The 14,808-nt window shown below is 71.1% G+C and carries 11 protein-coding genes and 1 pseudogene; 6 read left to right on the top strand and 6 right to left on the bottom strand.

Annotation, left to right across the window (positions count from 1 at the left end):
• Window positions 1-113: 113 nt before the first annotated feature.
• Genes kdpC through AB0761_RS27490 form a run of 4 tightly spaced genes read right to left on the bottom strand, consistent with a single transcriptional unit; the run spans window position 114 to window position 4,867 of the window.
• Window positions 114-743: a K(+)-transporting ATPase subunit C gene (kdpC, locus tag AB0761_RS27505; protein ID WP_377271815.1), complete on the bottom strand. Its 630-nt coding sequence runs from the start codon at window positions 741-743 to the stop codon at window positions 114-116.
• Window positions 744-775: 32 nt separating this feature from the next.
• Window positions 776-2,917, bottom strand: a complete 2,142-nt coding sequence (gene kdpB, locus AB0761_RS27500; RefSeq protein ID WP_377271814.1) for a potassium-transporting ATPase subunit KdpB — start codon at window positions 2,915-2,917, stop codon at window positions 776-778.
• A complete protein-coding gene (gene kdpA / locus AB0761_RS27495; RefSeq protein ID WP_377271813.1) occupies window positions 2,917-4,578 on the bottom strand; it encodes a potassium-transporting ATPase subunit KdpA in 1,662 nt (553 codons plus the stop codon). The genes kdpB and kdpA overlap by 1 nt, the downstream gene beginning before the upstream one ends.
• Window position 4,579: 1 nt before the next feature.
• Entirely contained in the window at window positions 4,580-4,867 is a 288-nt protein-coding gene (locus tag AB0761_RS27490; protein ID WP_377271812.1) for a potassium-transporting ATPase subunit F, read from the bottom strand.
• A 610-nt stretch (window positions 4,868-5,477) separates the two neighbouring features.
• Here AB0761_RS27490 and AB0761_RS27485 point away from each other — a divergent pair.
• The 3 genes and pseudogenes from AB0761_RS27485 to lysA all read left to right on the top strand — a co-directional run bounded on the left by AB0761_RS27485 (window position 5,478) and on the right by lysA (window position 8,089).
• Window positions 5,478-6,017 carry an SAV_915 family protein gene (locus AB0761_RS27485; protein WP_377271811.1) on the top strand — a complete coding sequence of 180 codons (540 nt, stop codon included), beginning with the start codon at window positions 5,478-5,480 and terminating at the stop codon, window positions 6,015-6,017.
• The gene (locus tag AB0761_RS27480; protein ID WP_377271810.1) at window positions 6,014-6,598 is read left to right on the top strand and encodes an Lrp/AsnC family transcriptional regulator; all 585 of its coding nucleotides are present in this window, start codon (window positions 6,014-6,016) and stop codon (window positions 6,596-6,598) included. The genes AB0761_RS27485 and AB0761_RS27480 overlap by 4 nt, the downstream gene beginning before the upstream one ends.
• A gap of 20 nt (window positions 6,599-6,618) precedes the next feature.
• Window positions 6,619-8,089, top strand: a pseudogene (gene lysA / locus AB0761_RS27475) (diaminopimelate decarboxylase).
• Between the two features lie 94 nt (window positions 8,090-8,183).
• Here lysA and AB0761_RS27470 read toward each other — a convergent pair.
• A complete protein-coding gene (locus AB0761_RS27470; protein ID WP_377271809.1) occupies window positions 8,184-9,818 on the bottom strand; it encodes a hypothetical protein in 1,635 nt (544 codons plus the stop codon).
• A gap of 899 nt (window positions 9,819-10,717) precedes the next feature.
• Between AB0761_RS27470 and AB0761_RS27465 the strand changes: the two genes are divergently transcribed.
• The 3 genes from AB0761_RS27465 (at window position 10,718) to AB0761_RS27455 (ending at window position 14,016) form a co-directional block, all read left to right on the top strand.
• Window positions 10,718-12,157: a glycoside hydrolase domain-containing protein gene (locus AB0761_RS27465; protein WP_377271808.1), complete on the top strand. Its 1,440-nt coding sequence runs from the start codon at window positions 10,718-10,720 to the stop codon at window positions 12,155-12,157.
• A 1,029-nt stretch (window positions 12,158-13,186) separates the two neighbouring features.
• Window positions 13,187-13,666, top strand: coding sequence for a hypothetical protein (locus AB0761_RS27460; protein ID WP_377271807.1), 480 nt, complete (start codon window positions 13,187-13,189; stop codon window positions 13,664-13,666).
• Window positions 13,663-14,016, top strand: a complete 354-nt coding sequence (locus AB0761_RS27455; protein ID WP_377271806.1) for a hypothetical protein — start codon at window positions 13,663-13,665, stop codon at window positions 14,014-14,016. Before AB0761_RS27460 ends, AB0761_RS27455 begins: the two co-directional genes overlap by 4 nt.
• Here AB0761_RS27455 and AB0761_RS27450 read toward each other — a convergent pair.
• Entirely contained in the window at window positions 13,980-14,699 is a 720-nt protein-coding gene (locus AB0761_RS27450) for a LamG-like jellyroll fold domain-containing protein (protein ID WP_377271805.1), read from the bottom strand. The genes AB0761_RS27455 and AB0761_RS27450 overlap by 37 nt on opposite strands.
• Window positions 14,700-14,808 lie beyond the last annotated feature (109 nt).

Raw genomic sequence — 14,808 nt, 5'->3', positions numbered from 1 at the left:
TGTGTGCTGCCGACCGGGCGCGACCGGCCCGGACGCTCTCGGGTCGTCCCCTCGGGTGTCCGGGCCGGTCCGTCCTCATGACGCTGTGTACTGCATGACGCTGTGTACTGCTCTCACCTGAGAGTGGAGAGCGCCTTGTTCAGTTCCAGCACATTGACACGGTCATTGCCCAGGAAGCCGAGCTGACGGCCCTGGACATGGCCCTCGACCAGCTTGGCGACCGCGTCCCGGTCCAGGCCCCGGGCCTTGGCGACCCTGGTGACCTGTTCGCGGGCGTAGGCCGGGGAGATGTCCGGGTCCAGGCCCGAGCCGGAGGCGGTCACAGCGTCGGCGGGCACCTGGGACGGCGTGACACCGTCGAAGGCGGCGACCGCCGCGCGGCGCTCCTGGATCGTCTTCAGCAGGTCGGTGCTGTTGGGGCCGAGGTTGGAGGCTCCGGTCACCGTGGGGTCGTAGCCGCCGGCGGACGGGCGGGGCTGGAACCACTTGGGGTCCGGCTTGGCCTGCTCGTCGGCGTTGTCGGGGTTCTTCTTCGGCAGGTCGAAGCTCTGCCCGAGCAGGCTGGAGCCGACGACCTTGCCGTCGACCTTCACCAGGGAGCCGTTGGCCTGGTTGTGGAAGGCCACCTGGCCGGCACCGGTGACGAGGAGCGGGTAGGCGATGCCGAGGATGACGGTCATCACCAGCAGCATGCGCAGCGCCGAAAGGTGCGTGCGGAGCGCTGTGGGAAGGGGCTTGGCCATGATTTCTTCTTCCGTTCTCGCCGAGCCGCGGGTCAGTGGAGCCCGGGGATGAACTGGACGACGAGGTCGATGAGTTTGATGCCGACGAACGGCAGGATCAGGCCGCCGAGGCCGTACACCCAGAGGTTGCGGCGGAGCAGCGCGGAGGCCGAGGACGGCCGGTAGCGCACACCGCGCAGGGCCAGCGGGATCAGGCCCACGATGATCAGGGCGTTGAAGACGATCGCCGAGGTGATGGCGGACTCGGGGCTGTGCAGCCGCATGATGTTGAGCTTGTCCAGGCCCGGGTAGACCGCGGCGAACATCGCGGGGATGATCGCGAAGTACTTGGCGACGTCGTTGGCGATGGAGAAGGTGGTCAGCGCACCACGGGTGATCAGCAGCTGCTTGCCGATCTCGACGATCTCGATCAGCTTGGTGGGGTTGGAATCCAGGTCCACCATGTTGCCGGCCTCCTTGGCCGCCATGGTGCCGGTGTTCATCGCCACGCCCACGTCCGCCTGGGCCAGCGCCGGGGCGTCGTTGGTGCCGTCGCCGGTCATGGCGACCAGCTTGCCCTCGGCCTGCTCCTTCTTGATCAGGGCCATCTTGTCCTCGGGGGTGGCCTCGGCGAGGAAGTCGTCGACGCCGGCCTCCTCCGCGATGGCCTTGGCGGTGAGGGGGTTGTCACCGGTGATCATCACGGTTCGGATGCCCATCCGGCGCAGCTCCTCGAAGCGCTCCCGGATACCGTGCTTGACCACGTCCTTGAGGTGGATGACACCCAGCACCCGGGCCGTGGAGCCGTCCCGGTGCTCGGCCACCACCAGCGGTGTCCCGCCCATGTTGGAGATCCGCTCGACGGCCGCGTGCAGCTCGTCGCCGGTCTCGCCGCCGTTGTCCCGGACCCACGCGGCCACCGCGGCCGCCGCGCCCTTGCGGGTGCGGTGCACGCCGTCGGCCTCGTTCAGGTCGACGCCGCTCATCCGGGTCTGCGCGGTGAACTCGATCCAGTCGGCGTGCGCGAGCTCGCCCTGGCTGCGGGCCCGCAGGCCGTACTTCTCCTTGGCCAGCACCACGACCGACCGGCCCTCGGGCGTCTCGTCGGCCAGCGACGAGAGCTGGGCGGCGTCCGCCAGGGCAGCGACCTCGACCCCGCCGACCGGGAGGAACTCCGCGGCCTGCCGGTTGCCGAAGGTGATGGTGCCGGTCTTGTCCAGCAGCAGGGTGTTGACGTCGCCGGCGGCCTCCACGGCGCGGCCCGACATGGCGAGCACATTGCGCTGCACCAGGCGGTCCATACCGGCGATGCCGATTGCGGAGAGCAGCGCGCCGATGGTGGTCGGGATGAGGGCGACGACCAGCGCGACCAGCACCACCAGCGTCTGCGGCGCGCCGGCGAAGGCGGCCATCGGCTGCAGGGTGACGACGGCGAGCAGGAAGACGACGGTCAGCGAGGCCAGCAGGATGTTGAGGGCTATCTCGTTGGGCGTCTTCTGCCGGGCCGCGCCCTCCACCAGGGCGATCATGCGGTCGATGAAGGTCTTGCCGGGCTCGGAGGTGATCTTCACAACGATGCGGTCGGAGAGCACCTTGGTCCCGCCGGTGACCGCCGAGCGGTCACCGCCGGACTCCCGGATGACCGGGGCGGACTCACCGGTGATGGCCGACTCGTCGACGCTGGCCACACCTTCGACGACATCGCCGTCGCCGGGGATGATCTGGCCGGCCTCGACCACCACCAGGTCGCCGAGCCCCAGTGCGGTCGCGGCGACCTCCTCCTCCTGGAGGGAGGTCTGCCCGGCCCGCCAGTCCACCAGACGGCGGGCCATGGTGTCGGTCTTGGTACGGCGCAGGGTGTCGGCCTGCGCCTTGCCGCGGCCCTCGGCCACGGCCTCCGCCAGGTTGGCGAAGACCACGGTCAGCCACAGCCAGGCGGTGATGGCCCAGGCGAAGACGCTCGGGTCCTTGATGGCGGAGACGGTGGTCAGCACCGAGCCGACCTCGACCACGAACATGACCGGGTTCTTGACCATGACACGCGGGTCGAGCTTGCGCATCGCACCGGGCAGGGAGGCAATCAGCTGCTTGGGGTCGAGCAGTCCGCCGGAGATCCGGTTGGTGGCGGCGGGCTCCGGCCCGGAGGACCCGGCAGGCTGCGGGGCCGACTCGAGGAGGGAGGAGGGGGACGACATCAGTTGAGACCTTCCGCGAGCGGACCCAGCGCGAGCGCCGGGAAGTAGGTGAGGCCCACCACGATCAGGACGACGCCGGACAGCAGGCCCACGAAGAGCGGTTTGTGGGTGGGCAGGGTGCCCTCGGTCGCCGGGACGGGCTGCTGCCTCGCCAGGGAGCCGGCGAGCGCCAGGACGAAGACCATCGGCAGGAAGCGGCCGAGGAGCATCGCCAGGCCCAGGGCCGTGTTCCACCAGGGGGTGTTGACGGTGATGCCGGCGAACGCGGAGCCGTTGTTGTTGGCCGCGGAGGTGAAGGCGTAGAGCACCTCGGAGAAGCCGTGCGGTCCCGTGTTGAGCATATTGGCCCGCTCACCCGGCAGGGCCATGGCGACACCGGTGCCCACCAGCACCAGCGCGGGCGTGGTGAGGATGTACAGGGAGGCGAACTTCATCTCCCGGGCGCCCAGCTTCTTGCCCAGGTACTCGGGGGTGCGGCCGACCATCAGACCGGCGACAAACACCGCGACGATCGCCAGGATCAGCATTCCGTAGAGGCCCGAGCCGGTACCGCCGGGGGCGATCTCACCGAGCATCATGTTGAAGATGGTCAGCCCGCCACCGAACGGCGTGAACGAGTCATGGAAGGAGTTCACCGCTCCGGTGGAGGTGAGCGTCGTGGACGCGGCGAAGAGCGACGAGGCCGCGATGCCGAACCGCTGCTCCTTGCCCTCCATGGCCGCGCCCGCGGCCTGTGCCGCCACCCCGTGGTGCTGCGCCTCGAAGACGCTGATCAGGGCGACGGAGGCGACCCAGAAGAGCGCCATCACCGAGACGATGGCATAGCCCTGGCGGTTGTCGCCCACCATCCGGCCGAAGGTGCGCGGCAGCGCGAAGGGGATCAGCAGAAGGAGGAAGATCTCCAGCCAGTTGCTGAAGGCATTGGGGTTCTCGAAGGGGTGCGCCGAGTTGGCGTTGTAGAAGCCGCCGCCGTTGGTGCCCAGCTCCTTGATGGCCTCCTGCGAGGCCACCGGACCGCCGGTGATCGACTGGCCGCCGCCCACCAGGGTGTGCACATCGGTCAGCCCGTGGAAGTTCTGGATCGCACCCGAGGCGATCAGGACCAGCGCGAAGACCACCGAGAGCGGCAGCAGCAGCCGCACGGTCACCCGGGTGAGGTCCACCCAGAAGTTGCCGACCCGGTCGGTGCGGCTGCGGGTGAAACCGCGGATCAGGGCGGCCACGATGGCTATGCCGACGGCCGCGGAGACGAAGTTCTGCACCGCCAGGCCGGCCATCTGCACCAGGTGGCCCATGGTCGACTCACCCGAGTACGACTGCCAGTTGGTGTTGGTGACAAAGGACACCGCGGTGTTGAAGGCCATGTCCGGCTTGACGGCCGGGAAGCCCAGGTTCAGCAGCAGATGGCTCTGCAGCCGCTGGAAGAAGTAGAGGAAGACGACGGAGACCGCCGAGAAGGCCAGAACGCTGCGCAGATAGACGGACCAGCGCTGGTCCGCGTCGCCGTCCACACCGACGATCCGGTACAGACCCCGCTCGGCCTTCAGATGTCTGGGGGAGGTGAAGAGGTGGGCGATGTAATCGCCCAGGGGGCGGTAGGCGGCGGCCAGCGCGCCCACCAGGACGCTCGCCTGCAGCACGCCCGCGAGGGTGGGACTCATCTCAGAACTTCTCCGGGAAGATCAGGGCCAGCACGAGGTAGCCGACAAGGAGGATGGCAACGATCAGCCTGCGATGTTGTCCGCGGTCACAGTCGTTCCACCCCCCGCGCCACCAGAGCGAGGACGACGAACACGAGAACCGTGACGCCGATGAAGACGACGTCGAGCATGGGATCACCCGGGAACTGTCGATGGTCGAATCCGGGCCGGGCCCGGCGCCGACGGAAGGCCGGCACCAGTAGACAACCGCCTCGCCAGAGGTGCGACGAGCCTCGTTGACGCGTCCCATACGGCCCCTGCTCGCCCCTTGACGCATCCCTAACGCCACCCTCCGTACAGGCCCGCCAGGAGCGCCGCGATGCCCTGGCGGAACACCGGCGGACAGGCCCGCACGGGGCACCGCGGTGCCTTGACGCCACCGGCCATGCAGGTCGTCCGGAGCGCCGAGGCGCCCTGGCGGAACACCGGCGGACAGGCCCGCACGGCGCGCCGCGCCCCGGCCGCGGCACCGGGTGGACGGCAGCCGGGCCCCGGGCGTCAAGCGCACATCAGGGCGGGTGCAACCGGGATCAATGTTGCGTCAGGGGAAGACCGGGGGGAGCATCCGCGGGCCTAGCGTCGGGGACGTACCGATCGGCGCCCGGCCATGCCGGCACCGACGGCCGAACCTCGGACGCCGGCGCCCCACGCCGGACGTCCGAGCCCGACGCCGACTCCTGATCAAGGCCGGACGCCCCGACCAGGGCCGGACGCCCGACGCGAACGCCCAACGGCGAACGCAGAGGCCGAACGGCTCCGGGAGCCCGACGCCGAACGCCGATGCCCACCCCGGCCCGTGCCGGCGGCGGGCGCCGGCCGACAGGAACCGGCGACGCGAGCCGCCGATGAAAGGACCCGCTGTGAAGAGCGAAGAGACCCCGTCACCGGAACCCCTCCATCCCGCCCGGCACGCGCTGCTGCACGTGCCGGTGCGCACCAGCGGCGGCTGCCACGCCCTGCGGCTGTTCCGCGGCCGCGACGGCAGCCGCTGCGCCGTCGCCTTCAGCTCTCCGGAGCTGCTGACCGCGCTGCTGGGCCCGGACCAGAAGTGGATCCTGCTCGCCGAGGCACCGCTGCGCGCCATGGCCGAGCCGCTCGGCGCCCGCACCCTGGTGCTGGACCCGCAGCTGGTCGCACCACCGGTGCCGACCGCCGCCCCCGCCCCCGCCCCCGCCCCCGTCGCCACTGGCGCCCCGGTCACCGTCGGCGCTCCCGCTCCCACTGCGGCCGGCTGCGCCGCCGTCCCCGCCTCCGCCGCCGTCCCCGCCGCCTCCTCCGGCACCGGGAAGCAGCCGGAGAACGACCGCTACTGGCCCGCTGACCTGGTGGGCGCCGCCCGGGTGAGCGCCGCCGCCGCAGGCGCCACCGCCCTGTTCCAGCTGGCCCAGTACCTGCGGTGAGCAGCATCGCACGCGACCCGTCGGCCGGGTGGTCCGCCGACGCGACGGGGGATGTGGACGCCGTCGACCGGGCCCTGCTGCGGGCCCTGCGCATCGACGGCCGGACCCGGGCCAATGTCCTCGCCCGGCAGCTCGGCCTCAGCCAGTCCACCGTCTCGGTCCGACTGCGGCGGCTGGTGCGCAGCGGCGTACTGCGCGGCGTTCGGGCCGACATCGACCCGACCGCGCTCGGACGGCCGCTTCAGGCGGTGGCCCGGGTGCGCTACGCCCCGGGCACCGACCCGGCGGCCTTCGAGCGGCTGCTGCGCCGGCTGCCCGCCGTCGAGTCGGGCATGGCCCTGGCCGGCGACGCCGACCTGGAGCTGCGGCTGTGCTGCACCGACCGGGCCGAGCTGCGCACCACGGTCACCGAACTGTGCCGCGGGGGAGCCGCCGACGTACGGGTCGAGCTGGTGCTCCGCCCGCTCGCCGGGCTCGGCGGCGCCGACCTCGCCCCCCAGCCGGACGGCACCCCGCCCGAGCCCCTGGCCCCCTCCCCCGTCCCTGCCTCCGCCTCCGCCTCCGCCTCCGCCCCACTGTGATCCCGAAGGGAGCCCTCGCCATGACGGCGACCACGCACATCCCCCCGCAGTCCGCGGCCCTGCCGCCGCAGCCGGCCCGCCGCGAGCGGCCCACCGGTCCCACCGGTCCCATCAGTCCCATCAGTCCTATTGGACTCACCGGGCTCACCGGCCCCGGTGACGTCGGCGGGCTCGGCGGGTTCGGCGACCCGCTGGGCCCACCGTGGCCGGCCTCGGCGGCGACCGCCGGGGAACCCGGCGAGCTGCTGGTCGGCGGCGTTGCGCTCAGCGCGCTCGCCGACCGCTTCGGCACCCCGCTGTACGTCCTGGACGAGGGCGAGGTCCGCCGGCGCTGCCGCTCCTACCGGCAGGCGCTGCCCGACGCGGACATCCTCTACGCGGCCAAGGCGTTCCTCTGCACCTCGATGGCGGACTGGGTCGCCGACGAGGGGCTGGGACTCGACGTCTGCTCGGGCGGCGAGCTGCACCTGGCCGTACTGGCCGGCTTCCCCCCGGAGCGGATCCTGCTGCACGGCAACGCCAAGACACCCGAGGAGCTGGCGGCGGCGGTACGGCTCGGAGTGGGCCGGATCGTCATCGACAACCTCGCCGAGATCCCCCGGCTCGCGGCCCTCACCTCCCCCCGCTCCCCGCAGGCGGTGATGGTGCGGGTGGTGCCCGGGGTGGCCGCGGGCCACCATGCGGCCGTGCGCACCGGAGTGGAGGGCCAGAAGTTCGGCTTCCCGGTCGCGGGCGGCGCGGCGGAGGAGGCCGTCAGGCGGATCCTCGACCAACCCGGCCTGCGGCTGGCCGGACTGCACTGCCACCTGGGCTCGCAGATCCCCTCGGTCGAGCCGTATCTGGAGGCCGTGGACCGGCTGGCGGAACTGGCCGCCCGGATCCGCACCCGGTTCGGCGTACAGGTCGACGAACTGGACCTGGGCGGCGGGCATGCGGTGCCGTACCTGGCGGACGAGCCCGGCCTCGACCTGGCCGACTTCGCGGCCCGGGTGCCGGCCCGGCTGGCCGAGCAGTGCCGCCGGCTGGGCCTGCGGCCACCACGGCTGCCTGCTGGAGCCGGGCCGCGCGGTGGCCGGCCCGGCCTCGGTCGCGCTCTACCGGGTGCTCAGCGTCAAGCGCTCCACCGGCGGCCGGGTCCATGTCGCGGTCGACGGGGGCATGGGCGACAATCCGCGCCCCGCCCTGTACGGCTCCGCGTACACCGCGCGGCTGGTCGGCCGGTCGTCCTCGGCCGCCCTGCGTGCCGCGGACGTGGTCGGCCGCCACTGCGAGGCGGGCGACATCCTGGTGCACGACGCACCGCTGCCCTCGGACATCAGGGCCGGCGATCTGCTGGCCGTCCCCACGGCGGGCGCCTACCAGCTCTCCATGGCCTCGGGCTACAACCTGGTCGGCCGGCCCGCCCTGGCCGCGGTGCACGACGGCCGGGCGAGACTGCTGATCCGCCGGGAGACGGTGGAGGACTTCCGGCTTCGGGAGGTCAGCCGCTGACCCCCTGGCACTTCCGGCCCCGGCCCCCGTGGCCCGTCGGAACTGCCCGGCCGGCGACTGCCCCCTGGTGCCTGCCGGCCGGGCCCCGCGGTGGTCAGCGCACATCGACGTAGTCGCTGACCACCGGACTGTTGAGGTAGTGCTCGCCGGTCTGCCGGTTGAAGGCCACGGCCCAGGTGCCGTCCCGGGTGGCCTCCTCCCAGTGACTGGTGATGCGCCCGTAGCGGTCGGTGGTCAGATCGCAGACGAAGCGGTACGTGGCCGCGCCCCGGGGGCGGAAGTACAGGGCGGGCGAGCCGTACAACAGGGACTTCCAGGTGGTGCCCGACTTGTACTGCAGGGTGCCGGCCAGATGGAACCAGCCGCCCTTGCGGATCGGCTCGGGGAAGACGTTGAAGCCGGTGATCCGGGTGGCGTAGCGCCGGAGGTGGACGGCGGGGGTGGTGGCGGAGGCCAGGTCGGGGTTGCCGTTGTAGCGGGCGCGCCAGTAGCCGTCGCTGGGCGCACTGAAGGTGCGGTCGAAGGATTCGGAGAAGTTGGGCTTGTTGTAGCGCAGCTTGATGGGGACGGTGGAGGCGCTCTTCCAGCCGGTCCTGCCGTCCTTGGAGTACTCGATGGTGACGGTGGGGTTCTTGGGCCAGTGGGCGCGGGGGTCGGAGTAGTTGACCCAGCCTCCGATGTGCACCTTTGAGTGTTCGTCCAGGCTGGCCCCCATGCCGATGTACGTGGTGTACGCCACGTGCAGGCTCAGGGGCTGGGAGGAGATCTGCTGGAACGGCCCGTCGCCGACCATGACCTCGCCGACGACGGCGGGGTTGAGGGTGGGGACGTGCAGGGTGTAGTGGCCCTGGCTGTCCGTGGTGGCTTCGGCGACGCCGAAGTCTCCGTAGGGGGACCGGGCGAAGTAGGTGACGCGGGTATGTGGCAGCGGCCGCCACCCGGCGCTGGTCTGGATCTCGGCGAGGCCGGTGACGTCGGCACTCGTGCCCTGCCGGAGGTTGAGGGCGTGGGTGCTCACCGACAGCCGGGTGGCCGCCTTCACCGTGGTCACCTGCTGCACCGCGCTGCGCAGCAGGAGCGCCGAGGGGAGGGCGGCGTAGGGCAGCGGCTGGGCGCTGATGAACAGGTTCTGCTCGGTGGGGACGACCGCGACGGTGAAGCGGCCGTCGGCCCCGGCACGGGCGCTGAGGATGCTGTGCCAGGTGTTGATGTCGACGTCCTCGCCCACGGCGGGATCCGGGGTCTCGGGGTGGCGGGGGTCCTCGGCAAGCAGGGTGCCGGTGATGGTGACCTTCTGGTGCAGATAGTCCGGAGCCAGAGGAGTCACGCTGAGGTCGGGGACCGTGAGCACCGTCTCGTAGTACAGGAGGCTGCTGCTGGTCAGTCCCGTGACGGTGGCCCCGGAGGCGTCCTGGAGGTCGACGGTCACCCGATAGACACCCAGGTCCGGAAGCTGGACGGGGGCCGACCACGCCCCGTCGGGCAGCTGCCCCGCCGGTGGGGTGAAGGCATCGGTGGAGCCTGCCTCGGGTGTTCCCTCCGGGCTGTCCGAAGGGAAGAAGTGCGCGGTGATGTGGGTGATGGGGCTGCCGGAGCGGGCCTTGACGTACAGCACTCCAGGGTGCCGGGCATCCCCGGCTGCGGAGTCGAGTACCGGGCCGGAGCCGGGAGTGTCATCGGCATGGGCCTGCGCAGGGCCGCCGAGTGCGTACGCGGCAAGTGCCGTCACGATCGCAGTGGACACAAGAGTGGTACGTCGCATGGTGAAGTTCCCCCCAGGGATGCACACGGTGCACGGCGGCGCAGCCTGGCAGCTGCCCAGGACGCGGCCGGAAACGGCCGGCAGGGGACAACCCGCCGGACCGTGGAGAACTGTAGTGGCCGCAGCTGACGGCCGAACATCCTGCCCTGCCGCACAGGGATTGGAGAGGCGCCACCGGGTGTCCCGGGCGGTCGCGGGGTGCCGGCCGACCGGAACGGGAAGCCGTGCTCGCCCAACGGCTGATGGCGCCCATGAAGCCGGTGCGCATTAGCAGGCCGAGGACCTGTCCGGACGTCAGCTGCTGACTCGACAGCCATGGGTGAGCTGCGGGCCGCGGGTTCGGAGCTCACCGGCCGGGCCGCACGGCAGCGCGGTGCACCCGGCGGAACTGGGAGCGGACAGGGAACTCGGTTCCGGCGCCCCGCACATCGTGCCGACTGTGCTCCCAGATTGTTCGGCCCGCTGCCAAGGCACCGCCGCGCAACTGCAGGGCGTCACGGCCGCACCCGGACTCACGGAGGGGTCCCCGGTACTCTTCCGGACCGGGCCGCAGACAGCGGCGGATCCCCATGCCACGACGCCTTCCGCCCACTCATGTCCGCTGTGCGGTACGGGGGATGGCAACCGCAGGGCGCCGCACACTGTCCGGTTGCCGGGAAATTCCGCCCTGGCCCACCCGAACCGCTGGGGGCTGGCAGACTCCTCCCGCAACGGGACTCCGAACACCGCAGCGCTCGGCCGCGCAGCGCCGCACAGGAGACCGGATCCCGCGTACAGCCCCCGGGATCAGCACTGCGCCCGCACACCCGCACACCCGCACACCCAACGGTACTCAGCACCCCGCTGCCCACCCGCGAGAGGACCAGATGCCAATCGCACGGCGAATAGCCGTCCTGCCAGCCGCAGCGCTCATAGCACTCGGCGCACCCGCGGCCACCGAGGCCGCAGCCGCGACCACACCCACCCGCACCACCACCGTCCACTGGTACCTGCACTACCAGTCCAACGCGGGCGGCTATCTCCAGGCCACCGGGACCGCCACCGGCCCGGCCGGACGAACCGTGGACTTCCAGCGGTACTACTCCGGCGCATGGCACACCATCGCCGTCGGGCACACCACCTCCACGCACACCTTCTCCATCCGCACGACCAGCACCTACGCGGGCAAGCTGACGCTGCGCATCTACGTCCCCGCCTCGGGCAGCTACAAGTCCCGTACCGGCGTGACCACGACCGCCACCACGCACCTGAACAGCACCTCCGCTGCTCTGCGCGTGCCCAGCGGCGTGACCTGGGGCCACAGCGCCACGCTCACCTTCACCGGCACGACCTTCGACGGCAAACGCACGGTCTATCTGCAGAAGTTGAGCGGGACGACCTGGAAGACCGTCACCTCCAAGTCCGTCACCGCCTCGGCGGCCAAGACCTGCGTCAGCGGTTCCACCGCCCGCAATCTGTGCACCACCTTCAGCTGGCCGGCGCCCTCCTGGGGTACCACCAGCCTCCGGGCCGTGGTCGGAGCGACCGCCCTGTCCGCCACCGGCACCTCCTCGTCCCACCCCGTCAAGGTGCAGCTGGCCGCGCCGGCGCTGTACTCCGGCGAGGCCTTCGAGACCTGCACCGCGCCGAGCACCGACGCCATGAACGCCTGGTGGGGGACCTCGCCCTACCGGACGGTCGGCATCTACATGGGCGGGGCCAACCGCGGGTGCGCCCAGCCCAACCTCACGCCCGACTGGGTCAAGAGCGTGTCGCACACCGGGTGGAAGCTGATCCCGATCTACTTCGGCTCCCAGCCCTACTGCACCACGAACGCGAACAAGAAGGTCCGCTACAGCGCGACCGCCGCCGCGACCCAGGGTGCGGCGGACGGCGCAGACGCCGTGACCAGTGCCGCCTCCCTGGGCCTGCGCCCCGGCAGCCCGCTCTACGTGGACGTCGAGAACTACGACAACCGCGACGCCGCCTGCAGCACGACGGTCCTCGCCTACGTCCGGGCCTGGAACCAGACCGTGCACGCACACGGCTACTGGGCCGGCTTCTACAGCAGCGCCGCCACCGGCGTCGCCGACATGGCGAAGGCGGCGAGCACCACCCCGCCGACCGCCGACCTGCCCGACGTGATGTGGTACGCCGAGTGGAACGGCACGGACAACACCACCACCAGCAACTACCTCTCCCCCACCCTGTGGACCGGCCACCGCCGCGGCCACCAGTACGTGGGCAGAGCCGACCAGACCTGGAACGGTGTCAGCATGAACATCGACGAGGACGCCTGGGACGCCCCGGTCGCCGTCGTCGGCTGACATCCGCCACCTGCGCTCGACGCTGGTCGGGCAGCGCCGCGGGTGAGACGGCGACCTGCACAGACCGCAGGGCGGCCAGCCACACGTGGTTGGCCGCCCTGCGGCTGCGGCGGCGCAGGGCCGGGACGCTGTCAGCGTAGCCCCCAAAGGTGTATACCACTCGCAACAGGAGCAACTCGGGCACTTGCCGTCGGCCGACAGCTATTCGGCGCCGAGGATGCGCACCGTGGTGGGCCCGGAAGTCCACGTAGTGCTTGAGGTTGAGCGAGGCCAGCGGTAGGTCGTAGGTGTGGGCGCTGGCCGCGATCCGCATGTCGTTGATCGGGCGGGGGTCCGCACTGGATGCCTGCGGTGACAGGCGGCCCAGGTCGCGGTGACGGCTTCGCCTCCGGGGAGGTCGGGATGCCGGAGAGCCAGTCGGCGAGTTCCTGGCGGGGTTGACCACCCTGCCGACCAGGACCATCAGCTCCGAGCGGCGCATCGCCCTCCAGTATCCTGCGCCACACGGACCGCGGCGAATGTTGGGGCGACGCCGAGCAGCGTCTGCAGGACGTGGTACTCAGATATCTGAAGCCGCCGGCCTCATTCGAACCAAGGTGACCCCACAAGAGTGGCATCCGTAGAGATCCCCCTGCTCCTGGACAAGACGTCTTTCTTCCGTATCCATTTCCCCAAAGCGCTTCACCGGGACGCCCTCGCGGGCGTTCGGCCCCGGGAAGAGCAGCGAACAGGAGTCGGGCCTGTTCGTGTTGTGTACGAGGAGCTGCGTGTCTCCAGCCTCCACATAGTACGTGTGCTGGGCAGCCCCTCTCTACCTGCGTTTTCGCAGGCCAACGGCGGTTCCGTGGTCCGCTGACGTCCGTGGAAGTGCGGCGATGTCGGGTCAGGTTTCCGCCACCGTTGCCGTCAAAGGTATAGACCTGTTGGCACTCGGATTACACAGCAGTGATCACGACCATCTCCTTGCCGAGCAGCGCCCCGACCGCAATCCGCTACCCACGCCAGGACATCCGAGCTACTGTGGATGTCATGACGACGGCCTACGAGGACGTGCCCTTCAGCGAGCTGCTCCACCACCCCGCCGCCACCGCCCGGCGCCTGGACGCGGTCCGCGCACTGCGGCTGCGGCGGCGCGACGCGGGCGACCTCGCGCTCATTCGCGCCGACCAGCTGGAGCAGGACTCCACCGTGGTCGACTTCACCGCCCGCCTGCTCGCTGGGCTGGTCCGCACCGAGAACACCGCCGCACTGCGCCAGGCCCTGCCTGATGCCCTGCCCTGGTCGGTCTTCCTCCCCGAGGACGACATCGAAGCGATGCTCGCCGAGCTCGTGGACACCGCCCGCGGGGCCGCCGCACTGGAGAACCTCGCACCCATCGCGCTGCTGCTGGCCCAGTGGCGGCACAGTGCCGAGATCTACGCCGACCCAGCCCTGCACGCCATCCTCACCCGCGAGCCCGACGGCGACCTCGGCCCTGTCCCCGTACCCGAAGGCGAGACCGCCGAGTGAGCCCCAAGCGCGGTGACCGCGCGGCCCCACCCCCGGTCGGCCACGAATTCGACCTGCGCTTCGCCAACACCGAGGCCGCCAACGGCTGGGACCACCTCTCCCGCCACGCAGCAGGCAACCTCCGCCGCGCCTTCGACAAAGTCCGATCCGCCCCGCGCGCCACCGACGACCCCGCGCGCCACCACCGCCTCAAGGGCAACCTCGGCTCCACCATCTGGAAGGGGCAGACCCTGGAGCGCTGGCAGTACGAGGTCACCGGCGGCGGCCGCATCTGGTACCTGATCGACGACGCCACCCGCACCGCCTGGATCACCTACGCAGGCACCGGACACCCCAAAGCCACCGACTGATCGCCCTTCGCCTCCTGTCCACCTGCCGCGTCCGCGATCCGCGCGAGTGTTGACGCGCCCTTGGGCCGGCGGCCTGCCAGATCCAGGCCCCGCCCCGAGCAGGTGGGCGGTCCGGGGGCTCTCGGCGGCTCGGGTCGGTCGCCGCGTGCGTCGACCAGTCTGGCAGCGCGGGAACCGGGGCGGGAGCGGTCGGCCGACGACGAGCGTCCGCGAGCTTCGTTCCCCTGCCGGAGGAGACGCCAGCGACCCGCCCGAGGGTGAGCCCGGCGGACGCACGTTGAGGGTATGAATGCCCAGGACTTGGCGCTGTTGCTGTACTGCAGATAGAACGCCTGGTGGTTGACGCCGCCCTCACCCACCACGGTCTGGTCGGCCGACGTCGACGCGTTCAACCTGACCCAGGCCGACACCGAGTACGAGGAGGACGTGTCCAGCATCGGCCCATCGGTGGCAACCATGCTGGTGCTGCCATCAAAGATCCCGTCGCTGCCGTCACCACCCCGAATCCGGACGAGTCCGCCAGGCCCTCTTGGCGGAACACGGACCCACGCGGCTCCGGCTGACCGAATCAGACGCGACGTCGTCCAGCTGATCGTTCGCAGCGAGCGGCACACGCGGCGACACAATCTCCACAGTGGGAAAGGCCCCCGCCCTCCGCGTCGATGACACTGTCCACAACACATCGTCCCAGGTCAGGCTCATCCTCCTGGTGATGGCTCGAGATAACGGTCGTAAACGGCATCCGGTGGTGGACACCCTCGACCTGTTGCCACCACTCCGTCCGGACGGCCG

Source organism: Peterkaempfera podocarpi (assembly GCF_042466665.1).
Classification (GTDB): Bacteria; Actinomycetota; Actinomycetes; order Streptomycetales; family Streptomycetaceae; genus Peterkaempfera; species Peterkaempfera podocarpi.
This window is presented reverse-complemented; position numbering and strand designations above follow the sequence as displayed.